The organism is Streptomyces sp. CA-210063 (assembly GCF_024612015.1).
In the GTDB taxonomy this organism is placed as follows: Bacteria; Actinomycetota; Actinomycetes; order Streptomycetales; family Streptomycetaceae; genus Streptomyces.
Window position 1 is genome coordinate 1,192,067 of sequence record NZ_CP102512.1, and the last position, 24,254, is coordinate 1,216,320.

Annotated in this window: 19 protein-coding genes; 11 read left to right on the forward strand and 8 right to left on the reverse strand. The window is 69.0% G+C overall.

The window, feature by feature from the left end; genetic code table 11:
• Positions 1-12: 12 nt before the first annotated feature.
• Both JIX56_RS05200 and JIX56_RS05205 read right to left on the reverse strand, forming a co-directional pair.
• Positions 13-1,713, reverse strand: coding sequence for a thiamine pyrophosphate-dependent enzyme (locus tag JIX56_RS05200; protein WP_257537581.1), 1,701 nt, complete (start codon positions 1,711-1,713; stop codon positions 13-15).
• A gap of 1 nt (position 1,714) precedes the next feature.
• The gene (locus JIX56_RS05205; protein ID WP_257537582.1) at positions 1,715-2,575 is read right to left on the reverse strand and encodes an amidohydrolase family protein; all 861 of its coding nucleotides are present in this window, start codon (positions 2,573-2,575) and stop codon (positions 1,715-1,717) included.
• 204 nt (positions 2,576-2,779) lie between these two features.
• Here JIX56_RS05205 and JIX56_RS05210 point away from each other — a divergent pair, with 204 nt between their 5' ends.
• Positions 2,780-3,727, forward strand: coding sequence for an aldehyde dehydrogenase family protein (locus JIX56_RS05210; protein ID WP_443031784.1), 948 nt, complete (start codon positions 2,780-2,782; stop codon positions 3,725-3,727).
• Between the two features lie 521 nt (positions 3,728-4,248).
• On the opposite strand, the gene JIX56_RS05215 is transcribed toward JIX56_RS05210, so the two are convergent.
• Positions 4,249-4,812, reverse strand: coding sequence for a helix-turn-helix transcriptional regulator (locus JIX56_RS05215; RefSeq protein ID WP_257537584.1), 564 nt, complete (start codon positions 4,810-4,812; stop codon positions 4,249-4,251).
• A 615-nt stretch (positions 4,813-5,427) separates the two neighbouring features.
• Between JIX56_RS05215 and JIX56_RS05220 the strand changes: the two genes are divergently transcribed.
• A complete protein-coding gene (locus JIX56_RS05220) occupies positions 5,428-8,718 on the forward strand; it encodes a S8 family serine peptidase (RefSeq protein WP_257537585.1) in 3,291 nt (1,096 codons plus the stop codon).
• A gap of 229 nt (positions 8,719-8,947) precedes the next feature.
• Positions 8,948-9,211, forward strand: coding sequence for a hypothetical protein (locus JIX56_RS05225; RefSeq protein WP_257537586.1), 264 nt, complete (start codon positions 8,948-8,950; stop codon positions 9,209-9,211).
• A gap of 798 nt (positions 9,212-10,009) precedes the next feature.
• Here JIX56_RS05225 and JIX56_RS05230 read toward each other — a convergent pair.
• The 4 genes from JIX56_RS05230 to JIX56_RS05245 all read right to left on the reverse strand — a co-directional run bounded on the left by JIX56_RS05230 (position 10,010) and on the right by JIX56_RS05245 (position 14,030).
• Positions 10,010-10,987, reverse strand: coding sequence for an MBL fold metallo-hydrolase (locus JIX56_RS05230; RefSeq protein WP_257537587.1), 978 nt, complete (start codon positions 10,985-10,987; stop codon positions 10,010-10,012).
• 345 nt (positions 10,988-11,332) lie between these two features.
• Positions 11,333-12,112: an oxidoreductase gene (locus JIX56_RS05235; RefSeq protein WP_257537588.1), complete on the reverse strand. Its 780-nt coding sequence runs from the start codon at positions 12,110-12,112 to the stop codon at positions 11,333-11,335.
• Between the two features lie 210 nt (positions 12,113-12,322).
• Positions 12,323-13,234 carry a LysR family transcriptional regulator gene (locus JIX56_RS05240; RefSeq protein ID WP_257537589.1) on the reverse strand — a complete coding sequence of 304 codons (912 nt, stop codon included), beginning with the start codon at positions 13,232-13,234 and terminating at the stop codon, positions 12,323-12,325.
• A gap of 178 nt (positions 13,235-13,412) precedes the next feature.
• On the reverse strand, positions 13,413-14,030 hold the full coding sequence (locus JIX56_RS05245) for a TetR/AcrR family transcriptional regulator (protein WP_257537590.1): 618 nt from the start codon (positions 14,028-14,030) through the stop codon (positions 13,413-13,415).
• 338 nt (positions 14,031-14,368) lie between these two features.
• On the opposite strand from JIX56_RS05245, the gene JIX56_RS05250 reads away from it, so the two are divergent.
• The 8 genes from JIX56_RS05250 (at position 14,369) to JIX56_RS05285 (ending at position 22,814) form a co-directional block, all read left to right on the forward strand.
• Positions 14,369-15,715: an aminomethyl transferase family protein gene (locus tag JIX56_RS05250; protein WP_257537591.1), complete on the forward strand. Its 1,347-nt coding sequence runs from the start codon at positions 14,369-14,371 to the stop codon at positions 15,713-15,715.
• A 347-nt stretch (positions 15,716-16,062) separates the two neighbouring features.
• The gene (locus JIX56_RS05255) at positions 16,063-16,191 is read left to right on the forward strand and encodes a hypothetical protein (RefSeq protein WP_257537592.1); all 129 of its coding nucleotides are present in this window, start codon (positions 16,063-16,065) and stop codon (positions 16,189-16,191) included.
• A gap of 247 nt (positions 16,192-16,438) precedes the next feature.
• Positions 16,439-17,332: a dihydropteroate synthase gene (folP, locus tag JIX56_RS05260; protein ID WP_257537593.1), complete on the forward strand. Its 894-nt coding sequence runs from the start codon at positions 16,439-16,441 to the stop codon at positions 17,330-17,332.
• A 165-nt stretch (positions 17,333-17,497) separates the two neighbouring features.
• Positions 17,498-18,841, forward strand: coding sequence for an aminomethyl transferase family protein (locus JIX56_RS05265; protein ID WP_257537594.1), 1,344 nt, complete (start codon positions 17,498-17,500; stop codon positions 18,839-18,841).
• A 29-nt stretch (positions 18,842-18,870) separates the two neighbouring features.
• A complete protein-coding gene (locus JIX56_RS05270; protein WP_257537595.1) occupies positions 18,871-19,743 on the forward strand; it encodes a methylenetetrahydrofolate reductase in 873 nt (290 codons plus the stop codon).
• Positions 19,740-20,645, forward strand: a complete 906-nt coding sequence (gene purU, locus JIX56_RS05275) for a formyltetrahydrofolate deformylase (protein WP_257537596.1) — start codon at positions 19,740-19,742, stop codon at positions 20,643-20,645. Before JIX56_RS05270 ends, purU begins: the two co-directional genes overlap by 4 nt.
• Before the next feature lie 204 nt (positions 20,646-20,849).
• Positions 20,850-21,713, forward strand: a complete 864-nt coding sequence (locus tag JIX56_RS05280) for a bifunctional 5,10-methylenetetrahydrofolate dehydrogenase/5,10-methenyltetrahydrofolate cyclohydrolase (RefSeq protein ID WP_257537597.1) — start codon at positions 20,850-20,852, stop codon at positions 21,711-21,713.
• A 60-nt stretch (positions 21,714-21,773) separates the two neighbouring features.
• Positions 21,774-22,814, forward strand: a complete 1,041-nt coding sequence (locus JIX56_RS05285) for a chorismate-binding protein (RefSeq protein ID WP_257537598.1) — start codon at positions 21,774-21,776, stop codon at positions 22,812-22,814.
• Between the two features lie 84 nt (positions 22,815-22,898).
• On the opposite strand, the gene JIX56_RS05290 is transcribed toward JIX56_RS05285, so the two are convergent.
• On the reverse strand, positions 22,899-24,242 hold the full coding sequence (locus JIX56_RS05290) for an aminomethyl transferase family protein (protein WP_257537599.1): 1,344 nt from the start codon (positions 24,240-24,242) through the stop codon (positions 22,899-22,901).
• Positions 24,243-24,254: the final 12 nt, after the last annotated feature.

Sequence of the window (24,254 nt, forward strand, 5' to 3'; positions counted from 1 at the left end):
GTGCCTCCTGGGTCAGCGGGTGACGAGGACGTCGACGACAGCGGTGGTGCCCTCGGTCACGGCCTTGAGGGCGCGCTCGAGGGCGGGCGCGAGCGCGTCCGGGTTGTCGACGGTCTCGGTGTGCATGCCGAACGGCTCGGCGAACTGCGCGAGGCGGGGCAGCCGGTGCAGGTCTGTGCCGAGCCATTCACCCGTCTCGGCGGCCGCGCCATCGGGGTAGAAGCGGCGGTGGTTGAGGTTCATCGACTTGTAGACACGGTTGTTGAAGACCACGATCAGCAGCGGCAGGTCGTACGCCTTGGACGCGTCGTACGACGGGATGACCGGGTTGTACGCGAACGCGCCGTCGCCGATGGTGAGCACCACGGGACGCTCCCGCGCGGCGAGTTTGACGCCGAGCGCGACCGCGATGCCCTGGCCGAGGCCGCCCTGCACGTAGAAGTAGGAGTCGGGCGCGTCGGTCTGGACGTGGCGTTTGACGACGCGGCTGTGGGTGATGGTCTCGTCGACGACGATGGCGTCCCGGCCGTCGAGAAGTCCCCGCAGGGTCGCGGCGACCAGCACCGGATCGATGCCCTCGGCCTGTGCCGCCTTCGCCTCGATCGCGGCGATCGCGGCCTGCTCATCGGAGTGCCGCTCCTCCTGCGCCGCGCGCCGCGCGGTGACGACCGCCGCGTCGAGATCCTTGGCGCGCTTGGTCAGCTGACGCAGCGTGTTGGTGACGTTGCCCTCCAAGTAGCGGTCGGCGAACAGCACTTGGTACACGACGTGCGGGCGCTGCGGCACCTCGTCGATGACGACGACCCGCCCCTGGGAGGGGCGACGGGAGGGCGGGTAGAAGGGGGCGCGGCAGTTGACGAGGAGAATGAGGTCGGCCTCGTCCATCCAGGGGCCGATGTCACTGCCCGCGTGCAGCGGATGGCGGCGCGGGAAGTTGCCGCAGACCGCCGAGTCGGGCTCGACGACGGGGATGCCCCACGCCTCGGCGAAGGCGACGAGCGCCTCGAAGCCGCCCGGTTCGCGACCCGCCGTCTCCGTGACGATCACGGGGTTGGCCGCCTCGCGGATCATCTGTGCGACCGGGTCGACCTCTTCCGGCGAACTGTGCGTGGATCCGGGGGCGACGATCGGCTTGGCCTCGCGGCCGTCCCACTCCTCCAGCAGGATCTCCAGCGGGATGTTCAGGTATGCCGGTCCCGCCGGGGCCCGCCAGGACAGCTCGGCGGCACGCGTGATCATCGTGGGCAGTGTGTGGACGCTCGCCGCCTCGGTGGACCACTTGGTGAACGGCTGGGCGACGCCATGCGGGCCGCCCACGATCGAGAGGTTGCGGTACCACTGGCCGCCCGGGTCCTTGCCGGGCCCGTCGCCATAGGAGGCGGACTCCGAGGAGGTGACCACCATCGGCACACCGGCCAGCAGCGCCCCGTGCACCGCCATCGACCCCTGCAGCAGGCCGGGGGCGGCGTGCAGCAGTACACCCTGCGGGCGGCGGGTGAGAAGTCCGTAGCCGGTGGCCATGCCTACGGCGACCGTCTCGTGCGTCAGGTCGAGATACTCGGGGCAGGGCAGTCCGTCGCGGTGGTGCCGGGCCAGCGACTCCCACACCGGGGCCCATTCGGACCCCGAGGAGCAGAAGAGGTAGTCGGCGCCGGCGGCGGTGAAAGCGTGGACGGCGGCGTCACCGCCGTCCATGTGGTCGGTGTGGCTCATGTCAGCCCTCGACCGGCCAGTCGAGGACCTCGCTGATCCCGCGGCCCATGATCCATTCGAGCTCCTCGGGCGTGAAGTCCCAGTGCTTGGTGAACTGCTCGATCGTGTCGGTGTAGGTGATGCCGTGGCCGAGCAGACGGGTGATGTCGGTGCCGTAGAAACAGCGCTGCGGGCCCATCTTGTCGACCATCTCGCGCACGTACTTCTGGATGTTGTTGTTCGGGAAGGGGTCCGTCGAATAGCCCGGCAGCGCCGACACCTTGACGTAGATGTTGGGATGGACGGCCAAGTCGGCGGTCTCCTGGACCCAGTAGCCGATCGCGTCGTCGACACAGCGGGCCATGATGCCCATATGGTCGATGATGATCTTCAGCTCGGGGTGCTTGGCGGCGATCTCGCCGAGCTCCCGCTTCCAGATCGGAGCGTGGACCATGGTCGGGATGCGCAGTTCCTCGGCGATCGGCCAGTACCAGTCGTTGGTGCCGTCGATCATCCAGTTGCGGTCGATCGGCCGGTGGAAGGTGAGCCGCGTGCCCTTGACGTGCGGGTTCTGGGCGAAGTCCTTCAGCATGGCCTTGCCCTCTTCGGGCTTGTTCTGCGGGATGCGGGCCATGATGCCGAACCGGTCCGGGTGCGCCTCGCACGCCTCCAGGGCGTAGTCGATACGGTCGCCCTCCCAGGACGGCGGCAGGATCAGCGCCCGGTTCACGCCGGCCTCGTCCATCAGCTCCAGGGCCTCCTCGTACGAGAAGGGGTCCTCCCGGTGGCCGTTGAGGCGGATCCGCTCGCGGGCCCCGGGCACCCAGGGGCGGTCCGGGGTCTCTTCCTTCCAGATGTGGATCTGCGTGTCGACGACGAACATGGCCTCAACTCTTTCTGTCGGAACGGGGCGGTGAGGTGGTGCGGAGGGAACGCTAAGCGGGAGGTGAGGCCCTGCGGATCCCCTGGGAGCGCAACCACTTGTTGCGCGGAAGTGCGCTGCACGCCGGGCATTCTTTGAATTCAAAGGGGCCAGGTCGTCGAACGGTGCTCGAAGACCGCGGCAACGATGTGTTCGGCGATCGCCATGGACGCCGTCGCGGCCGGCGAGGGCGCCCCGCTGACGGCCCTGTACCTGGCCCGGCTGGCCCAGGAGGCAGGCATCCCGCCCGGCGTCCTCAACGTCGTGACCGGCTGCGGCGCCGAGGCCGGAGCCGCGCTGCCCGCCCACCCCGGCATCCGCAAGATGACCTTCACCGGCTCGCCCCCGACCGGCACCGCCGTGATGGAGGCCTGCGCCCGCAACCTCACTCCCCTGCAATTGGAGCTGGGCGGCAAGTCTCCGCAGATCGTGCTGCTCGACGCCGACCTCACCAAGGCCGTACCGGCGATCGTGCGCAGCATCGTCATGAACAGCGGCCAGGTCTGCGCGGCCGGCTCCCGGGTCCTGGTCCACTCCTCACTCCACGACCGGCTGGTCTCCGAAGTGGCGGACGCCTTCCGCGTCGTCCGGGTCGGGCTGTGGGACCAGTCCGTCGACATGGGTCCTCTGATCAACGCCCGACAGGAGAAGCGCGTACTGGACTACCTCGCCATCGGGCGGGAGGAGGGCGCCGAAGTCGTCGTCGGTGGCGGCAAGTTGACCGGAGAGCCATACGACGGCGGCTACTTCGTCGCGCCGACCCTCTTCGACCGGGTCACCCCCGGGATGCGCATCACCCAGGAAGAGATCTTCGGCCCGGTGCTGTCGGTCCTCACGTACGAGGACGAGGAGGAGGCCGTCGCCATCGCCAACGGCACCCGCTACGGACTGACCGCCACGTTGTGGACCCAGGACGTGGGACGAGCGGTGCGGTTGGCCCGCCGGGTACAGGCCGGGCAGGTCGCCGTCAACACCCTCGGTGACGGCGGTCCGGCCGGAGCGATCGGCGCGCCTTTCGGTGGCTACAAGCACAGCGGGTTCGGCCGCTCCATGGGCCCGGACTATCTGGAGGACTGGACGCAGGTGAAGACGGTGGTCATCAACGCCGCCTGATCCCGAGAGCAAACGGAAACAACTTCCCCAGCCATCAGGGGGAGAACGTGCACGACCACCTCACGCGACGCGGCTTCATGGGCCTCGCCAGAACGCCGCTGTAGCTCGGGCTGACTGGGGCCCTGTTGGCCGCGTCCTCATCGTTCCCGGCCCAGGCCGCCAACTCATCGGACGAGGACCGGCTCATCAGCGGCCTGACCTGCACGCGAACGTCAACAACTCGGTGGCCAAGGGCGCGAACCTGAGGTTCGACTTCCACCAGAGCACCGTGAAACCGGCCGACACGGGTATGGAGACCCGGCGACACCACCTCACGGCACCGGCTCTCAACGGTTCAGCCCCAACATCCGGCGGCAGCAGCCTCCGGGTCTCACCGCTACCGCACCGGCCAGTGCGCCGACCGTCGCCAGACCGTGGGCGAGCCGAAGTCGCTGACCATCACTCTCGCGCGCCACCGAGCACCAGTGGGGCAGCCTTGTTGAGCACGGGCGGCTCTGCCCATCTACATCAACATCAGAGTGTCAACCGACGTTCAGCGGTCCACTCTCTCGCCCGTCCGCCCTGGTTGGGGAGCCGGGCGTCGGGCTGTCCGCTCGCCCGAGCCAGTACAAAACCGCCTGGGCCTGGTTGCGCACGCCGATCTTGCTGTAGACGCGGCTCAGATAGTTCCTGACCGTCTTGTCGGTCAGAAACAACTGCCGGGCGACATCACGGACATCGAGGCCGGAGGCCAGAAGGTTCATGACCTGGCTCTCTCGCTGGGACAACAGCGGACGCGATCCAGGGATGGCGGCCTCCGACGCGGATGGTGATCTGCCTGGCTTCGCTGTCGCCGTTCGTCCCTTGGCTCGAGCCTCGATCCTGACCCTTCCGACGATTTCCGGGTCGAGGATGCCGAAGCGGCGGGCGGTGCACATCAGTACCTCGTCGAGCCGACAGGAGTGCGGTCCCTCCAGCACGTAGCTGGTGACACCGTGCTTGAAGGCCAGGCAGACGTCGCCCCAGTCGAGCCGCCGTGTCAGCACCGCGGCGGGTGGCAGCTCGTCCGCCATCTCGGCCGAGAAACGAGCCAGATCCTGCGCCATTCCGACTCCGTGGAAAAGCACGACATCGTCGCTCGAGTGGATCTCGCGAGGTTCCCGGACCACATGGACGGAAACTTCGGAGAGCGAGGGACGGGGCAGGTTGTCGCGACTGACGAGCGCAACTGACAGCGTCGCCCTGCGCCACGGCGACTGGGCAGGGAAGTGAAGGGACACTTCGGCTCCACGGGTGGGGGGTGTGGTCTGGGGCGGGCAGGTGACTCTCCCCCAACCTACTTGAACGATCTAGCAAGTTATTCATTCGTCGGGACTTTGTCGCAGGTCGATTCCCTCCCTGGTGACTGACGGCGCCGAAGTCACCTACTCCGCACCGAGCTTGTCCGGTCGCTGGAGCGACTCTCAGCCGACACGGCTCCTGGGCAGGTCGACCGGCGGAGCGCCCAAGCGTGAGACAAGACACAGGCACGTGACCGCAGTTGAGGACGTTTGCCTCTATCCCGTTGACCGACGTGGCGAAAATCCTTGATCAGCGGTCTGAGCGCGACAGCCGGACGGCCTGGTGGAGTACCGCGACAGAACCGCGACGGTCGGCCGCATCCCCCTGGCGGTCACCGTCATCCCGTGGCGGACGGATCCGCCCCGAGGGAAAGGAATCGCATGCCCCCCACCACCCCCCACATCTGCCCGATACCGGGTGCGAGACGCTTGACCCGCATAGCCGTGGCCGCCGGGCTGACGGCCGTACTCACCACGACCGGGCTGATACCCCTGGCTTTCGTTGCCGAGGGCCATTCCTCTGCCGAGAGACCCAAGTCCGCGCATGACAAGCTCGGTTCGGCGGACGCCGAGCTGCTCGCCGAGGCGGAGGCCACCGGCGAGAAGAACGTCACGATGATGATCGCCACCACTCCGGGTAAGACGGAGCAGGTTGCCGCGGAGTTGGACGCCATCAAGGGCGGCTCCGTCGGCCGTACTTACGACAAGCTCGGCTACGTCAGGGCGACCGTACCGACCGGCAGGGCGGACGCGGCCATCGACGCCGCCGTCAAGCTGTCCTCGGTGCACGGCATCGACCTGCGCGACGAGATACAGCTGGAAGATCCGTCGCCTGCTGCCCCCAGTGTCAATGGCGCTGGCGTGAAGGCGACTTCGGACACGTATCCCGGGCCCGGCAAGGACACCCCGGCCGAGAACCCGTACAACCCGACCTTCGAGACGGGCGCCGTCGACTTCGTGAAGAAGTACCCGACGTTGGACGGCCGCGGTGTCACCATCGGTGTCCTCGACACCGGAGTGGACCTCGCGAGCCCGGCGCTGCAGAAGACCACCACCGGCGAGCGGAAGATCGTCGACTGGGTCACGGCCACCGACCCGATCGTCGACGGCGACGGCACCTGGCGCGCGATGACGACCGACGTGTCCGGGCCGGCCTTCACCTACGGCAGCCAGAGCTGGAAGGCCCCTTCGGGCTCGTACCGCGTCAACGTCTTCCGTGAGTCCGTCACCAAGGGCGGCAAGGTCGAGGACGGCCTGACCGACGGCGACGCGAACCGCGACGGTGACACCACGGACAGCTGGGGCGTGCTGTACGACCCGGCGGCCGGCACGGTCACCGTCGACCTGAACAACGACCACGACTTCACCGACGACGAGCCGATGAAGCCGTACAAGGACGGCCACCAGATCGGCTACTTCGGCACCGACGACCCGGCCACCGACATCGCCGAGCGGCAGCCGTTCGTCGTGGAGATCCGCAAGGACGTACCCATGGACCCGCTCGGCGGCGACTGGGTCGGCAAGAAGTCCGACTTCGTCAACATCGGCGTCGTCAGCAAATATCACGGCACCCACGTCGCCGGTATCGCCGCGGCCAACGGCCTGTTCGGCGGCACGATGAACGGCGCCGCGCCGGGGGCGAAGATCGTGTCGTCCCGCGCCTGCATCTTCGGGGCCGGCTGCACCAACGTCGCGCTGGCCGAGGGCATGATCGACCTGGTCGTCAACCGCGGCGTCGACATCGTCAACATGTCCATCGGCGGCCTGCCCGCACTCAACGACGGCAACAACGCGCGCGCCGAGCTGTACACGCGCCTCATCGACACCTACGGCGTCCAACTCGTGATCGCCGCCGGCAACTCAGGCCCCGGCACCAACACGATCGACGACCCGGGCCTGGCCGACAAGGTGATCTCGGTCGGCGCCGGCGTCTCCAAGGAGACCTGGGCCGCCAACTACGGTGCCGAAGTGGAGAAGACGTACAGCCTGTTCACCCTCTCCGCCCGCGGCCCCCGCGAGGACGGCGGGTTCGCACCAACCCTCGTCGCCCCCGGCTCGGCGGTCTCCTCCAGCCCGTCCTGGATGCCCGGCGCCCAGCTCTTCGAGCAGTACACGGGCTGGAACCTGCCTGCCGGCTACACCATGTACCAGGGCACGTCGATGGCGTCCCCGCAGACGGCGGGCGGGAGCGCGTTGCTGCTGTCCGCTGCCGAGCAGCAGGGCGTCGACCTCACTCCTGTGAAACTGCGCACGGCGCTCACCTCGACCGCCCGCCACATCAAGGGACTTCAGGCGTACGAGGAGGGCGCGGGCCTGATCGACATCCAGGCTGCCTGGAAGGAGATCCAGGAGGGAGCGAACGCCCACGAGTACACCGTGAAGGCCCCGGTCGACACCGCGCTCGACCAGCTACTGAAGACGCCCGGCTTCGGTACCGGGATCTACGACCGCGAGGGCGGTCTCAAGGCCGGCCAGAAGAAGACGTACGAGGTCACCCTGACGCGTACCTCCGGCCCCGACGGCCCGGTCCCGCACACACTGCGGCTGCAGAACAACAAGTCCCGCACCTTCTCTCTCCTCGGCTCGCAGACGGTGGCACTGCCGCTGAACCGTCCGGTGACCGTGAAGGTCCAGGCCGCGCCGACGTCCGAGGGCATCAAGAGCGCCCGCCTGGAGATCGATGACCCGACGACAGTGGGCGTCGACGAGCAGGTCCTGACGACCGTGGTGGTCTCCACGCCGGCGGACTACACCTACTCCGCCTCGGGATCGGTGCAGCGCAACAGCGCGAACACCTACTTTGTGACCGTCCCCGAAGGCGCCAGGACCCTGGAGGTCAGGCTCGGCGGCCTGAAGGACGGTAGCCGGACGGTGGTGAGCGCGCTCCAGCCGTACGGCCTGCCCGTCAAGGACGACGACCCCGCCACGCCCGATGTGGCCGCGTACCCGGACCCGCAGGCCGGTGTGTGGGAGATAGTGGTCCAGTCGTCCTACGCCTCGAAGCTGCTCGACAATCCGTACGACCTGGACGTCACTGTGTACCGCACCTCCTTCGACCCGGAGCCCGCGACCGTGCCGGAGGCCAAGGCGGGCACACCGGCCGCCGTCTCCTGGACGGCCGAGAACGAGTACGCGCCGGTGAACGGCACCCTCAAGAGCGGCCCGCTCGGCTCGTCGCGGACCACACGTCCCACCATCGCCACCGGCGACACACAGACCACCACGGTCGTGGTGCCCGAGGGCACCACGTCACTGGACGTCGCCATCGGCAACCCCTCGGACAAGGCCACCGACCTGGACCTGAGGGTGTACGACGGCGACGGCGACCTCGTCGGCATGGACGCGGACAGCGACGCCGAGGAGTCGGTCTCCGTGCCCCGCCCGGCCGCCGGCACCTACACGGTCGAGGTACTGGGCTTCGGCGTCCCGTCCGGCTCCACCGCCTACGACTACCGCGACGTGTTCTTCTCCACAGCCCTTGGCTCGCTCACCCCGGACGATGCGGGGCCGGTGCGGCTCGGCACGGGAGCCTCTGCGACCGTGTCCGCACACGTCACGGCCGCGGCCGCGGCACCGGAGGGCCGCGCGCTCTTCGGCGAGGTGCATCTGCTCAACGACCGCGGGACCTTCGTGGGCAAGGGCACTGTGAGGATTGGGAAGGTGACGCCGTAGACGCGGGTGACGCCGCCGCCTCACGCCCGCACGGCTGAGGCACCAGCCCACCTCCACGGCAGTGCCCGGGACGGCTCCGACCGCCCTGGGCACTGCCGTTCGAGCTCGGCGACCAGGCCGCCCACTGCGACTCGCGGCTGCTGTCAGCCGCCCGCGATCCTTTGCACGGCGCCAGGCGGGCGGTATGTCGGCGGCCTGCCCATCCTGACTCAATGTCAGCCGACCAGCCATGGCGTTGACGACTGCGGCGGTGGCAGTGGCCCGGGGGCCGTCAGATGGGCCCGGCTTCGCCGAGCTGGACCATGGCCTCGTTGGCGTGCTGTCGAAGCAGAAGGAGGTCGTGCTGTCGTTCAGCGCCGGGCTGAGCCAGCACATATGGGGCCACGCCTACCGGGCGGCCGTGCTTGACGGCCACCGAGATGAGCTCCTCCATGTGCTCCAGGCGCATGACGTCGAGGCGGTGCAGGTGGCCATGGAAAGGATGTTGCAGTGAGGCAGGCCGCGGTGGTGCTGGCACTTGCTCTCGTCACGTGTCCCCCTTCAGGGTGATCGCAGGCCAGGAAGTCCACCGAGCCACCGCCCAGCGTGGCTGTGTGACCTACGATGCAACCGCGGCTTGACCACCGCTCTCCGGAAACGATTCGACCCTGATCCTCCACGCTCGGGTGAACTGGCGAGGCCGCCTCTGGAATGGGTGATTGGCCGTCCTGAAGTCCATCGCCGACAAGCCGGTCCACGGTCGCCCGGTCCTGGGCCGAGGTGATCTTCCGCCCGTCGGGCGCGACGAAGCCTACTCGGGCGACCGTGCCGTCGGCCTGGGCGCCGGGGAAGCGCTCCTGCATCAGGTCGAAGGCCCGCTGCGCCTCCCCACTCGGCGTGGAGAACGTGGTGGCGGAGCCGTCGGAGGCCTCGTGGCGGCCCCGAGTCCGAGGGCGGCGAGGACCACCAGCCACAGGAGGGCGACGTACCAGCGCCGCCGGAGGCCAGACAGCCCAGTCGGTACAGGACGGTAGCCACGGCCAGGTTCTGCACACGCTGCCGAGATACCCCGAGCCATCCAAGAATGGACCGAGTATCTCGTAATCCGCCTTTCGGGCGGCCGCGCCCAGGGCCCACACCAGGACGTGGAGCGGCGACAGGCAGGCGCAAGGTGTGTTCCCGGGTCGCCCGATGGGCCGGAATCGCTCCTCTCACGGCCGAGACATGCGTCAAGAACGGAACAGGGTTCAAGCCTGTGGACCCCGGCGTCACGAGGACCTCAGCAGTCAGGAGTCCGGTGCTTGTCTCCCGTCTACCCCCGGAGGGCGCCGCGCCGTACCGGGACGTGCATCAGGTCGGTGCCGAGGAGCATGCGGCCGCCGTAGTCGGATCGGTGTGCGCTGTCGCGGAGGAGGCGGCGCCAGGTCGCGTCGGAGACGGCGGCCGGGTTTCCCGGGCTGAGGTGGGTGGCGACCAGGGCGCCGGCGCCGGCCTCGGCCGCGATCCGGCCGAGTTCAGTGACATCGGTGTGGGTGGCCAGGATGTGGTCGATGAGGGACTGCGGCAGGCCCAGGCTCGCCAGCCCGTCGGGGTAGAGGGCCTCGTGGACCAGTACGTCCGCGTTGCGGGCGAGCGTGATGGTGTTGAGGGTGATGGCGGTGTCGCCGGAGAAGACGACGCTGCCGTGGTCGGTGTCGAAGCGGTAGGCGTAGGCGGGGAACGCCGCGCCGTGCGGGACGAGGATGGCGCTGACCTTGACGTCGTCGTTCTCCATGACGGTGAAGGGCCGCATAGTGGGCGCGGTGTTCGTCGCGGAGGCGCCGATCGCGGTCGGTGGCAGTACGTCGTGGACGTCGAGCAGGGTGGCCGGGTCGATGCCGATGTGCTCGGTCATGAAGAAGGTGGGTGCGGCGGCGTACGCCTGCCCGGCCAGCTGGGTCATCTCGACCGTGCCCGGCACGGGGCCGGGAGCGCCGGCCACGGTCGAAGGGATGCCGGCGGGGCCGGGGCCGTAGACGGACACCGGTGTCCGGAAGCCCTGAGCGCCGGACGCTCCTGCGGACAGCAGCGGGAAGGAGTAGTAGTCGACGATGTGGTCGGCGTGCAGGTGGGTGAGGAAGATGCCGGCGAGCGAGGGCATCGACAGTCCTGCGCGCAGGTACTGGGTCACCGCTCCGCGGCCGCAATCGACCACGTATGTACGGCCGTTGATGACCAGCGCCGACGAGGTGCCGTATCGGTTTGCCAGTGGGGGCGGCCCGCTGTTGGTGCCGAGCAGGACGAGCGACAAGCCGGCTCCGGACGCGCTACCGGGTGCCGCGGTCGCGATCTGCGCGGGTCCGAGGAGGGGTGCGGCGGCGACGGCCGATGCCGCTACGGCACCCAGTACCGCTCGGCGTGACGTGTGCCGTGTCTCTACGTGCTGCGAGGCGGCTGGCGGGTCTTCGATCCGTTGTTCGTTCTGGCACATGGTGGGCGGCTCCTCTGCGATGTGCAGGACGTGATGAGCGCGGGTGGGTCGGGACCTGGCGGGGCCCGACCCGCTCTTCGTCCTCGCGCCGCGTACTGCAACCGCGATCACTTGGCGGAATGCTGCCCGCCGCGGTACGCGAGAGGGGAGGGCACGTCACGCAACCTAAGGTGGCGATCCGTCGCCTTGCGTACGTGCCGACGTCGTCCAACTGCGCCAATTCGTCAGCTCGGCAGGGCGGTTCGTCGATGACTCCGGCGCCTCGGCGAAGCAACTCGCAGCGTCACGCGGCCATCGCGTCGAGCGCGGGGAGGTGCCGGGAATCAGTGCGATGGCCCGCGAGCGCTGCGACAGCCAGGCCAGGGCCACCTGTTGCGGGGGAAGCATGGAGCCGGCCAACTGGAGGAGCGCGTCGTGCCGCAGTGGACGGAATCCGCCCAGCGGGAAGTAGGGCACGAACGTGATGTGTTGGCTCGCGCATCTGCCGACCAGCGGGGCACTGTGCCGGTCGGCCAGGTTGTAGAAGTTCTGGACGGTGGCGACGGTGGGATGTGCTGCGCCTCGGTGAGCTGGGCGTCCGAGACTCCGCTGAGCCCGAGATGGCGGATCAGGCCCTGTCGCCGCAGTTCGGCGAGTGCCCCCGAAGGGCTCGGCGATGCTGTCCCCGGCTCCGCCCGCGCTCGCCGCCACGCGCAGATTGACCACGTTGAGTGTGTCCAGACCGAGGTGCCGGAGGTTTTCGTGGACCTGGAACTTGAGGTCGTCCGGGTCCAGGGAGGGGACCAGCCTCCCTCGTCGTCCCGGCGGACCCCGACCTTGGTCACGATGCGGAAGTCGTCCCGGGTAGGGGTGGAGAGCTTCTCTGATCAGTTCGTTGACGACGGCGGGGCGGTAGAAGTCGCTGGTGTCGATGTGCCGTACGCCCAGTTCGACGGCCGTGCGCACACAGTCCTCGCCTCGTCGCGGTCGTGGGGCGGACCGAAGACGCCCGGGCCTGCCGGCCGCATGGCGCCGAAGCCCATCCGGCCGAGCGGCGGGTCCGTTGCCAGTAAGCGGCGATCGCTCGGAGTGTCGTACGTCATGGATTTCTCCTCATGGTCTCGCGCGGGCCTCATGCTCTGAGCGCACATCGGCGTTCCGCCGGGGCGCCTACCCTCACGTCCCGATCGCGGGAATGGGGTTCTCCTTGAACCATCGCGTGAGGAATTCGAGCAGGATGACGACCTTTCGCGGCACGGTCTGGCCGGGTCCGTAGATCGCGTACAACGGGCGGTCGGGGATGGGGACTTCGGGGAGCTGGACCTGGAGTGCGCCGGAGACCAGGTCCTCGTAGGCGGAGCGCTGGGGGAGCAGGGCGATGCCGCGGCCTTGGACGGCGGCCTTCCGCAGGGCCAGGTACGAGTTCGAGGAGAAAGCCACGTTGCGGATCTTGTGCAGGCTGGAGGTGGATCCGTGCCCCAGGCGCCACACGGGCTCGTTCACGTGCACCAGGCAGTCGTGCTCGGCCAGTTCGCCGGGATGGTTGAGGAAGCCGTGTCGTTTCACGTATTCCTCGGACGCGCACAGGGTGAAGGGGAGCGACGCGATCTTCTTGAGGTGGACCCGGGAATCTCTCAGATCCCGCGTGTGCAGGGCCACGTCGAAGCCGCCGTCCAGGAAGTCGTAGGTGCGCTCCGATAGTCCCCCCAGTTCGAACCGCACGGTGATCTTGGGGTGCGCGGCGGCGAAGGCGGCGATGGCGTCCCCGACGTCCAGGCTTCCGATCCACTTGGGGCAGACGACGCTCAGGGCACCTTCCGCTCGGTCGTGCAGGTGCCCGATGAGGGCTTCTTCGGCTTCGACCTCCGCGAGGATGCGGGCGGCGAACTCGGAGTAGCGCAACCCCGGTTCGGTCAGGCTGACGGAACGAGCCGTGCGGTTGACGAGGCGGACACCGAGCTGCCGCTCGAGTTCCGCCACGTGCCGTGAGACGAGGGAGCCGGACGAGCTGAGGGCCCGGGCGGCTCCGCTGAAACTGCCGAGCTGCGCGACGGTGACGAAGCTGCGCATCAGGAGCATGCGGTCCATGGAAATCCTCCAGTCGGCCATGGCTCGGGCGTCCCTCCGGCCGTGTGGGACATGGGGTGCGAGGTGCGCGAGCACCTACTCAACTAGAACGATCTAGTTGGCTCTGTTTTGACGGTAACAGAGGTCCCTGGTGTCTCGCGAGAGTCGGGAATGTCCCAGGCTGTGAGTGATGTCAGTGTTACAGCGCGTCGCCGCGCGATGCCGTCGTGCCGTGCAGGAAGACCCGGACCGCGACGGCGATGCCCTCCTTGACCTCGTCGTCGTCCAATTTGCGCGGGGAGTTGGTCAGCAGGCGCATCTGGGCGTCGCCGAGCATCGCCTGGTAGAGCTGTGCCGCCGCGCGGACGGGGTCGCTCATGTCGATCTCACCGGCGTCGCGTGCCTGTTGCAGGTACTTGCCCAGAACGCGCTGGCCGGTGGAGGGGCCGTGTTCGAAGAAGGCGCGGCCGACCTCTGGCATGCGTTCGGCCTCCGCGGTGACCAGTCGGTGCAGGGCGATGGCCTGGGGGGTGAGGACCAGGGCGGCGAAGTGCCCGCCGAGGGCCGTGAGCGTGGTGGCGAGGTCGGCGTCGGGGGGCGCGGTGAAGGTGTGCACCGGCTTCGACCACTCGTCGCACAGGGCTTCCACAGCGGCCTGGAACAGCTCGGCCTTGTCGGCGAAGTGGCGGTACAGCGTCGCCTTCGAGCCGCCGACCTTCGCGAGGACGTCTTCCATGGTGACGCCTGGGTAGCCCCGGGCGATGAACAGCTCGCCTGCGGCGTTCAGGATCAGTTTGCGCCGGTCGGCTGCCGTCATCCTCTGCACGGTCGACATCGTATAAGCCGTTCCCTGAGCAGGTGGGCACGCTTGTTCGCGTGGCTTCGGCTGTCCGTGAGGCGCCTCTTGCGCATCCGCTCCATCGAACGGTACTGTACCGTACAGTACCGCTGATGGTCAGGGCACACACCAGCCCGTGCCGCATGCGCATGTCGAGCCGAAGACGTTCCCCGAACGGACCCCCACCCGGCCGCGCTGACACCCGGCAGCACCTGCCCGGGCGCCGCCCAGGGTGCCCCACCCCCCTTTTTTCGATCCGCTGTTGAAGCACCCGCAGACGCGTCGGCGTGGCATGCCGACAGGACATGGAGGAAGCAGTGGCACACCTTGACGATCAGATACGCGAGGCCGGTGGCCCGCTGGCGCTGATGCGCGGCGGCCTGTCGGGGGCGTATCCCTTCCCGATCCGGGCCGAGTTCACCAACTGGCGTGACGAGCAGGAGAGCTGGCGCACAAGTGCCGCACTCATGGACCTCTCCCACCACATGACCGACCTCACAGTGGAGGGGCCCGACTGCTACCGCCTCCTCTCGGAGCTCGGCGCGAACAGCTTCGCAGGCTTCGGACCGATGCAGGCCAAGCAGCTCATCGCGGTCAACCACGACGGCTACATGATCGGCGACTGCATCCTGTTCTGCCTCGCCGACAACCTGGTCCGCCTCGTCGGGCGCCCGCCGGCCCTCAACTGGGTCCAGTTCCACGCCGAGACCGGCGGCTACGACGTCACCCTCCGCCGGGACGAACGCACCGCCCAGAACCCGGGCGGCCGCGAGTTCTACCGTCTTCAGCTGCAGGGCCCCCACGCGGCTCGCATCTTCGAGGAGGTCAACGGCGGCCCGATGCCGGACATCCCCTTCTTCAGCATGGGCAAGTTCAGCATCGGCAAGCACGAGGTCACCGCCCTCAACCACCGCATGTCCGGCTTCCCCGGCCTGGAGTTCTTCGGCCCCTACGCCGACATCGACGGCATCCGCGACACCCTCCTGGAGGCGGGCGAGCCCTACGGGATACGCCAGGTCGGCGGCCGCGCCTACGCCTCGGTGGCCACGGAGTCCGGCTGGATCGCCTCCACCGTGCCCGCGGTCTACTCGGGCGAGAACATGCGGCCCTACCGCGAGTGGCTCGGCGCGCGCACCTTCGAGGCGAACCTCTCGGTCGGCGGCAGCTTCGCCCCGGACCGGGTGGACGACTACTACGTCACGCCTTACGACCTCGGCTACGGCCACGTCCTCAAGTTCGACCACGACTTCATCGGCCGCGAGGCCCTGGAGGGGATGCGCGGGCGCAAGCACCGCAAGAAGGTGTGGCTGTCCTGGCACCGCGACGACGTGGCCCGCGTCTACGCGAGCATGTATGAACAGGGTGACCGGCGGTTCAAGTACATCGACACGCCCGCCGCGTTCTACTCGGCCTCGCAGTTCGACCGAATCGAGAGCGACGGCCGGCTGATCGGGGTGTCGACCTTGTGCAGCTACTCGTCCAACGTCCGTGGCTGGATCTCCGTCTGCATGATCGACGCAGACGAACTGGGCTACGGGCGCGAGGTCGACCTCATCTGGGGTGAACCGGACGGCGGTTCCGCCAATCCGACGGTCGAGCGCCACGCCCAGACCACCATCCGCGCCACCATCTCCCGCAGGCCCTTCGCGAGCGACAAGCGCTGACAGCATCTGTCACGGCACAAGGTCCCCGGGACACGTTCCCGGGGGACCTACGACCAGGACTGACAGTGCGTCATCGTCGTCGGCATGAGGCAAGTCAGCACGCGGCTCTGTGTCGAGCTGCGGCGCCTGGGCGTTCCCGTCGTCGGCGTCGAACGCGACCCGCACGCCTCCGCGGCACGACTGGCGCGCGGTCTGAGAGTGCCCGTCATGACCGGCAACGGCGGGCGACCGCCACGTGCTGGAGCGGCTGTGTCTCGGACGCGCCCGCGCCCTCGCCGGTCGGCTCCGACAACCTCGACAACATCGCCGTCGCCATCGCCGCGCACGGAGTCGCGGCCCACATCCGGGTGCTCATCAGGGCGGGCGAGCACGAGGCGATCGCCGAGACCCGCTCCCCGCTGCCCATGGGGACCGTCAGGGATGTCACCGGCATGGCGGCCGCCTACGTCGTCGCCCGCCTCCGGGAGAACCGGTGACCGGGGTGGTCGCCCACCAGGAACACGTCTACCTGCGTGGTCGCGATGACACCTTCAGCCGCAGCGCGCCGTCGGACGAGGCCCGCTGCACGCATCCGCCCACTCGGTACGCGGACGTCGTACGGCTGCCTTCAAAGGCGATCACAGCAGAGCTAGAACGATTAAGCTCTGCCATGTAACATCCCGGACAGATCGATTTAGCATTCCTTTCCCGCGGCGGGACGCGGGATCGAGGAGGTTGTCGCTGATGCCAACCCTGGAAAACCCCGCCCTCGGGCGGGCGAGACCCCTCGTGGCACCGGAAGGGGTGCCCCGACTGGGCCGCTGCCTGGTGATGGGCATCGTGAACGTGACACCCGACTCGTTCTCCGACGGCGGCGTGTACGCGGACACTGGGCACGCGATCGACCGCGGGCTGGAGCTCGCCGCACAAGGCGCGGACATCGTCGATGTGGGCGGCGAGTCCACCCGGCCGGGGGCGCGGCCCGTGTGCCTCGACGAGGAACTGGCCCGGACCGTGCCGGTGGTGCGTGAACTCGCCCGGGCCGGGGTGTGGGTGAGCGTCGACACCATGCACGCGCCCGTGGCCCGCGCCGCGGTCGAGGCGGGGGCGCGCATGGTCAACGACGTCAGCGGCGGCCTGGCCGACCCGGGCATGGCACGGACCGTCGCCGAGGCCGGCGTTCCGTATGTCGCCATGCACTGGCGTGCGCCCAGCCGTGAGATGGACCGCCATGCGGACTACGGCGATGTCGTGGCCGACGTCATGGCGGAACTCGGCGCTCGTCTTCGGCAGTTGACGGGAATGGGTGTGGATCCGTCGCGCATCGCGCTCGACCCGGGGCTCGGGTTCTCCAAGCGCCCCGAGCACGACTGGACGCTCCTGGCCGGCCTGGAGAAGCTGCGGACGCTGGGTTTCCCCTTGATGGTCGGTGCGTCGAGGAAGCGCTTCATCGGCGCGGCCCTCGCCGAGGGGGGCGTCGGCGAGATGCCGCCCGCCGGGCGTGACGTGGCGACGGCTGCCGTCTCCGCGCTCGCCGCCGTCGGGGGCGCGTTCTGTGTGCGGGTGCACGACGTCCGGGTGAGTCTCGACGCGGTGCACATGGCCGCCGCGTATGTCGAGCACGCCGATCGCACGTAATGAATGCGAAACCAACGCCTCGTTTGAACGAGACCGCTCTGCTAGCTTCCACTAGATCGATTTAGTTCACCAATCCGCCGATAGACCAGTCACGTTGACCTGCTGCCAGCATTCACTAGATCGATTTAGTTCTCGTGGGGCAGGCAGTTACCAAAAGGAGCCGATATGGCAACCCCCTCCCTCCAGGACGGCATCGACAAGGCCGGCTCGCCGATGAAGTTGCTGTGGCATCCGGGCGCCGAGCCGTGGACCCCCGAGGTCGTCGAGCGCGAGTACGCGGGCTGGCGTCAGGAACAGGCCGCGTGGCACGAGGGCGTGGCCCTGCTCAACCTCTCGCACCACATGTACGACATGTGGATCGAGGGCCCCGACGCCACCCAGGTGCTGGCCGACCACGGTGCCAACAACTTCGAGAAGTTCGCGATCGGGCAGGCCAAGCAGTACGTGCCGGTCACCCGCCACGGCCACATCGTCACCGACGGGATCCTCGCCCGCGAAGGTGAGAACGAGTACCTGCTGAGCGGGATCCCGGCCGCTCAGCACTGGGTTCAGTACCACGCGGAGAAGGGTGGCTACGACGTCGGCTTCGTCACCGACCCGTCCTCCGCCTTCCGGCCCGGTGGCGGTGACCCGAAGCTGTTCCGCTATCAGATCCAGGGCCCGCTGGCGGCGGAACTCGTCGAGCGTGTCTTCGGCGGTCCGCTGCCGGAGACGAAGTTCTTCCACTCCACCGCGGTCACTCTGGACGGGCGCCCCCTGCGCGCCCTGCGCCATGGCATGGCCGGCCAGGCAGGCTTCGAGTTCATCGGCCCCTGGGAGCACGCCGCGTACGTGCACGAGACGTTCCTGAAGATCGGCGAGCCGCTCAGTCTGATCCAGGTCGGCGCCCTGGCCTACACCACGCCCAGCGTGGAGAGCGGCTGGATCCCCTCGCCGGTGCCCGGCATCTACACCGACCCCGAACTGCTCGACTATCGGCGGAACTTGCCCCTGTTCGGCATCGAGGGCAAGCGCCCGCTGAACGGCAGCTACTTCTCCGAGGACATCGAGGACTACTACGTCTCCCCGTACGAACTCGGCTACGGGAAGATGATCTCCTTCAACCACGACTTCGTGGGCCGGGACGCCCTGGAGAAGGCCAAGGGCGAGGTACGCCGTACCAAGGTCACCGTCGTTCTCGACCCCGCCGACGTGCGCACCGTCATCGGGGAGGGCCAGGACCCCGGCTTCGTGCTCAGCTACGCCCGCCACCGCGTGGAGAGCGCCGCCGGTCTGGTCGGCGTCACGATGCAGAGCGCCTCGATCGACCCGGTGGGAACCGTCCTGGCGCAGACCCTGATCGACGCCGAGTACGCCACTGCGGGCACCGAGGTCACGGTGGTCTGGGGCGAGCACCCCGGTTCCGGCACCGACCCCGAGGCCGACCTCGGCTTCCCCCGCATCCGTGCGACCGTCCAGCAGTCACCGTTCAACGAGCACGCGCGCACCCTCTACCGGCGCGACCGCTGACAACGGACCGGAAAGCGAGTCGCAAGACGATGAATCCCGCGAGCACGGCACGAACAGCGGTCGGCACGGCGCTCCTTGAGGACTTCTCCCTGGAGATGACCGGCAAGGACGTCCCCAAACTGGAAGAAGCCCGCGACACCATCCCCCGGGGCACCCGCATCAACGTCACCTTCCTCGGCAACGAGGACCTGGAGATGCGCTTGACCGCGGCCCGCGTGGTCAAGCGGTTCGGTTTCGTGCCTGTGCCGCACATATCCGCCCGGCGCCTCGGGTCGCGTGACGACTTCGAGCGGTTCCTGGCCGGACTGCACGCGGACGGCACGGGCGACAACGTGTTCCTGGTCGGCGGGGACCCGGCACACCCCGGGGGCCCCTACGCCGACTCCCTGTCCCTGATCGACACGGGGCTGCTGCAGGAGTACGGCGTCCGGCACGTCGGCATAACCGGCTACCCGGAAGGCCACCCGGAGATCGACGGCGGCGCACTCTGGTCCGCACTGCAGGACAAGCACACGGCCCTCGCCGCCCAACCTCTGGAAGGCGGCATCATCACCCAGTTCGGTTTCGACGTCGACCCGGTGCTCACCTGGGTGGAAGAGGTCCGCGGCCGGGGCATCGGGCTCCCGATCCGGATCGGGGTGCCCGGCCCCGCCGGTGTGCGCCGACTCATGTCGTACGCGGCCCGTTTCGGCGTCGGGACCAGCGCGTCCGTCGTCAAGAAATACGGGTTCTCGATCACGAACCTGATGGGTACGGCGGGTCCCGACCGTTTCCTGCGTGACCTCGCCGCCGCCTACGATCCCGCCCGCCACGGCGACTTGAAGATCCACTTCTATACGTTCGGCGGGCTCAAGGCCACCTCCGACTGGGCCGCCCGCTTCCGGAAGGAAAGCCTCGCATGACCCTCACGCATGACGCCCCGGCCCGCACAGCCACGGACAAGCCCCTCGCCCAGCAGGCGTCGCTCATCGTGCAGGGCGCCGACGCGACCGGCATCGTCGCGGCCGTGACGTCGGTCCTCAGCGACCACGGCGCGAACATCGTCTCGCTGGACCAGTACTCCGACAACCCGCAGGGTGGCGCCTTCTTCCAGCGCACCGTCTTCGGCCTCGACGCCCTCCAAGCCGCGCTGCCCGCGCTGCGGGCCGATCTCGACAAGCGCCTGGTGGAGGGGTTCGGGCTCGACTACACGCTGCGGGACATGTCGGTCCCCAAGCGGGTCGCGATCTTCGCCTCGAAGTCCGACCACTGTCTGCTCGACCTGCTGTGGCGCCACCGCCGGGGCCAACTCCCCGTCACCGTCGCCATGGTGATCTCCAATCACCCCGATGTGGCCGAGGAGGTACGCGGCTTCGGCATCCCCTTCTTCCACGTGCCCTGCCAGGGCGCCGACAAGTCCGCAGCCGAGGCCGAACACCTGCGGCTGCTGAAGGGCAACGTCGACTTCGTCGTTCTCGCCCGCTACATGCAGATCCTCTCCGGCGACTTAATCGAGAACGTCGGCGTCCCGATCATCAACATCCACCACTCCTTCCTGCCCGCCTTCATCGGCGCCGGCCCGTACGCCAAGGCCAAGGAGCGGGGCGTCAAGCTGGTCGGAGCCACCGCCCACTACGTCACCCAGGACCTCGACGAGGGGCCGATCATCGAACAGGACGTCGTCCGCGTCAGCCACGGTGACACCGCAGCCGACCTCACCCGCCGCGGCGCCGACGTGGAACGTGCGGTGCTCTCCCGCGCCGTGCTGTGGCACGCCGAGGACCGGGTCATCCGCGACGGCAACCACACCATCGTCTTCGCCTGACGGAGGACGCTTCTCCGGCACGCAAACCGCCCGGTGCAGGGACAGGTCTTGTCGTGCGCCACCCCTGTGACCGAGCCGGCCGACCGCGACGACCGGCGGCCGGCCCGGTCATGGCGCCGTACAGCAGCGGTCACGCCGACCGCACGCAGCACAGCCTTTCGCCCGGGTGAATCGTTCCTCACGACAAGAAAGCGGTTCGCCACCATGACCACCACGATCGACGGCACCAGGATCGCCCAGCGGATCCGCGCACAGGTCGCCGAGGAGGTCGCCAAGGCCACCGGTTCGGGCAGAACCCCCGGCCTCGCGACCATCCTCGTCGGCGACGACCCGGCCAGCGCCGTGTACGTCGCCGCCAAACGACGCGCCATCAGGGAGGCCGGCATGCGCGACTTCCACCGCCACCTGCCCCCACGCGCCACCCAGGACGACGTGGCCGCGGTGATCGACGAGTTCGCCGCCGACCCGCACGTCTCCGGCATCCTGCTCCAGCTCCCGCTGCCCCCGCAGCTGGACGCGGCCGTGCTGATCGACCGTATCCCCGTCACCAAGGACGTCGACGGCCTCACCACCGGCAGCGCCGGCCTGCTCGCCCGCGGGGAACGCGGACTGCGCCCCTGCACACCCAGCGGCGTCATCGAACTCCTCGACGCCGAAGGCATCCCCCTCCTAGGAGCCCAGGTCGCCGTGGTCGGCTGGGGCGAACTGGTCGGACGGCCCCTGACCCAGCTGCTGCTGCGGCGTGGAGCAACCGTGTCCGTCGCGCACGAACACACCACCGACCTCGCGGCCGTCACCCGGCCCGCCGACATCGTCGTGGTCGCCACCGGCGTCCGCGGGCTCATCGGTCCAGAACACGTCAGCCCCGGAGCCGTCGTCATCGACGTCGGCATCCACCGCACACCCGCCGGCCTGACCGGCGACGTCCGCTCCGCCGAGCTCGACGGCATCGCCGACCGCATCACCCCCGTCCCCGGAGGGGTCGGCCCCATGACCATCGCCATGCTCATGGTCAACACCCTCCGTGCCGCCCAATGGGGCGCTGAACGCGAGGCAGTGGCGGCGTAGCCGCTTGCACCACAGGAGCAACTCAGTTCTTTCGGTACCGCACCCTGCAGGAGGCGCGGCATGGACCAACCCCCTCCCATGGCCCTTCTCGGCGGGCATCTCGCCACCGGTCTCGCCGACGTCACCAGCGATCCCTCGGCCCTGGAGTCCGAGGGCTTCTGGGCCGTGGTGGCCGACTTCGAGGGCCGTCTGACTTGCGCCCGCTTCCGCGACGTACGGCGGACCGAGGACCGCCATGTCCCCACGGCGCCCTGGCGTGGACCGCGCGCCGAGGCCTGGTCCACCTCGCTCGACCGCCTCGCGTACACGAGCGGAGTGAGCCGCATCCGTGAGCACATCGCCGCCGGTGAGGTCTACCAGGCGAACCTGTGCCGGGTCCTGTCCGCTCCCATCGGTGAGGGCGCCGACGTGGAGGCACTGGCCGGACTGCTCACACGGCACAACCCGGCGCCGTACGCCGGAGTCATCCGTGTCCCTAGCCACGGTGTGGAGGTGGCCTCCGCCTCGCCGGAACTCTTCCTCCGTCGCGACGGCGGAAACGTCACCTCCGGCCCCATCAAAGGAACTGGCCGCACCGAGGCGGACCTGCTGGACAAGGACCACGCGGAGAACGTGATGATCGTCGACCTGGTCCGCAACGACCTCGGCCGCGTCTGCGTCCCCGGTTCCGTGACCGTGCCCGACCTGTGTGCAGTGGAGAAGCACCCGGGGCTCGTCCACCTCGTGTCCACGGTGTCAGGGCGACTGAGTGACGGCGTGGGCTGGCCCGAGCTGCTGGCGGCGACCTTTCCGCCGGGATCGGTCACCGGGGCGCCCAAGGAGAGAGCCCTACGGATCATCGAGGCCCTGGAGACCTCACCCCGCGGTCCGTACTGCGGGGGAATCGGCTGGGTCGACGCAGACCACGCCCGCGGCGAACTGGCGGTCGGCATCCGCACCTTCTGGATCGACCGAGCCGAGGGACTCCTGAAGTTCGGTACGGGGGCGGGCATCACCTGGGAGTCGGAGCCGGAACGGGAGTTGTTGGAAACCGAGTTGAAAGCACACCGGCTGCTGGCCATCGCGTCGGCGGAGGTTCCCGGAGCCTGCTGCGGTGTGTAACGGATGACGATTGTCCGGCGCGAGGCGCTGCCCGCGCGCTGAGGGGAGGCAGCGCGCGGACAGCGCGTTCGGAGTGGCCGTGGCTCAGGCGTTGCGGCGGTAGCGCCGACGGGCGTGATCGTCGTACGGCGCCGGCTGGACCGTCGCGCGGACGCGAGGAAAGCCGAGGTCGGCGTCGGCAGAGGTGCCCGGCCCGGGGTGCCGGCCCCAGACCACGGACACCTCGGTTCCCTGCGCCGCCCACTCGCTGTCGACCAGGGCGAGCGAGAGGAGGGTGCCCAGGTGGTCGACCGGATCGGTCTGGAAGGTGACGCCGGCGAGCTCACCGGCGGCCATCTCGACGCGGTTGCGGGCGTAGCTGTGCACATAGCCCGGGTCCTCGCCGCCCCCGATGACCGAACGCACGTCCTCGGCGTCGAAGACCAGCGTCACCCGCGTACGCGTGACCCCCTCCTTCGCCTTCAGCAGGGCGTCCCGTCCGATGAAGTCGTGCCGGAAGGAGATCGACCTGCCGTAGCCCAGCTCGTAGGGCGAGGTGTAGTAGTCCTCGATCCGCTCCGAATAGAAGCTGCCGTGCAGGGGGTTCTGCCCCTCGTACGTGAACAGACCGACGAAGGCGCGGTAGTCGGCGAGATCCGGGTCGGTGTAGATCGCGGGCGTCGGGGTGGGGATCCAGCCGCTGCCCATGCTGGCTGTGGGGTAGGCCAGGGCGCCCACGCGGACGAGGCCGAGCGGCTCACCGGCCGCCATGAGGCAGTCACGCACCAGTGCGGCGTCCTGCCAGTCGCCGATGAACTCATACCCCGCCTGGCCCGCCATGCCGTGCCGCAGCGCCCGGAAGCGGGCGTGGCGGAGGGCCACCGGCGTCGAGTGGAAGAACTTCACCTCGGGCAGGGGGCCGCCGAAGGCGTTCTCGACAAGCTCCGCGGCCAGCGGGCCCTGGACCTGGTAGCGGAAGAGCCGGGCGTCGCGGCCCTCACGCCACCGGGCCTCGGGGTCGGTGATGAAGCCGACGTCGTAACCGCCCTTCTCCCCGTGGTACTTGACCCAGTTCTGCGCGGCGGGAATGCCACTGAGGACGAAGCCGGCCTCGGCCGTACGCATCAGGATGCCGTCCGTGACGATGTTGCCGTCGCCTGCCACCGGCACGAACTGCTTGGCCTGGCCGATCTCGAAGCGCGTGTAGTCGTTGGCGCTCACCGACTCCAGCAGCCGGACGGCGTCGGGCCCCTCGACGAAGGTGTCGGACATGTGGTGGGACAGATCCAGGAAGGCCACGGTCGAGCGCCAGGCGGCCTGCTCCCGGCGCCACCCCACGTACTCGTCCTCGATGCCCTCCGGCAGCCACGGCTCGGCGTCGGGCTTCCACAACAGTCGTACGGCGGAGCCTGCCTGGTCGATGCCGTCCTGAAGACTCGGTGCCGCCATGGGGGCATCGCT

Coding starts and splice junctions, on each gene's coding strand:
- JIX56_RS05270 (WP_257537595.1), top strand. CDS start 18,871: ATGAATCCCGCGAGCACGGCACGAACAGCGGTCGGCACGGCGCTCCTT.
- JIX56_RS05285 (WP_257537598.1), top strand. CDS start 21,774: ATGGACCAACCCCCTCCCATGGCCCTTCTCGGCGGGCATCTCGCCACC.
- JIX56_RS05240 (WP_257537589.1), bottom strand. CDS start 13,234: ATGGACCGCATGCTCCTGATGCGCAGCTTCGTCACCGTCGCGCAGCTC.
- JIX56_RS05290 (WP_257537599.1), bottom strand. CDS start 24,242: ATGGCGGCACCGAGTCTTCAGGACGGCATCGACCAGGCAGGCTCCGCC.
- JIX56_RS05210 (WP_443031784.1), top strand. CDS start 2,780: ATGGACGCCGTCGCGGCCGGCGAGGGCGCCCCGCTGACGGCCCTGTAC.
- JIX56_RS05220 (WP_257537585.1), top strand. CDS start 5,428: ATGCCCCCCACCACCCCCCACATCTGCCCGATACCGGGTGCGAGACGC.
- purU (WP_257537596.1), top strand. CDS start 19,740: ATGACCCTCACGCATGACGCCCCGGCCCGCACAGCCACGGACAAGCCC.
- JIX56_RS05280 (WP_257537597.1), top strand. CDS start 20,850: ATGACCACCACGATCGACGGCACCAGGATCGCCCAGCGGATCCGCGCA.
- JIX56_RS05200 (WP_257537581.1), bottom strand. CDS start 1,713: ATGAGCCACACCGACCACATGGACGGCGGTGACGCCGCCGTCCACGCT.
- JIX56_RS05265 (WP_257537594.1), top strand. CDS start 17,498: ATGGCAACCCCCTCCCTCCAGGACGGCATCGACAAGGCCGGCTCGCCG.
- folP (WP_257537593.1), top strand. CDS start 16,439: ATGCCAACCCTGGAAAACCCCGCCCTCGGGCGGGCGAGACCCCTCGTG.
- JIX56_RS05225 (WP_257537586.1), top strand. CDS start 8,948: ATGGCGTTGACGACTGCGGCGGTGGCAGTGGCCCGGGGGCCGTCAGAT.
- JIX56_RS05215 (WP_257537584.1), bottom strand. CDS start 4,812: ATGGCGCAGGATCTGGCTCGTTTCTCGGCCGAGATGGCGGACGAGCTG.
- JIX56_RS05205 (WP_257537582.1), bottom strand. CDS start 2,575: ATGTTCGTCGTCGACACGCAGATCCACATCTGGAAGGAAGAGACCCCG.
- JIX56_RS05245 (WP_257537590.1), bottom strand. CDS start 14,030: ATGACGGCAGCCGACCGGCGCAAACTGATCCTGAACGCCGCAGGCGAG.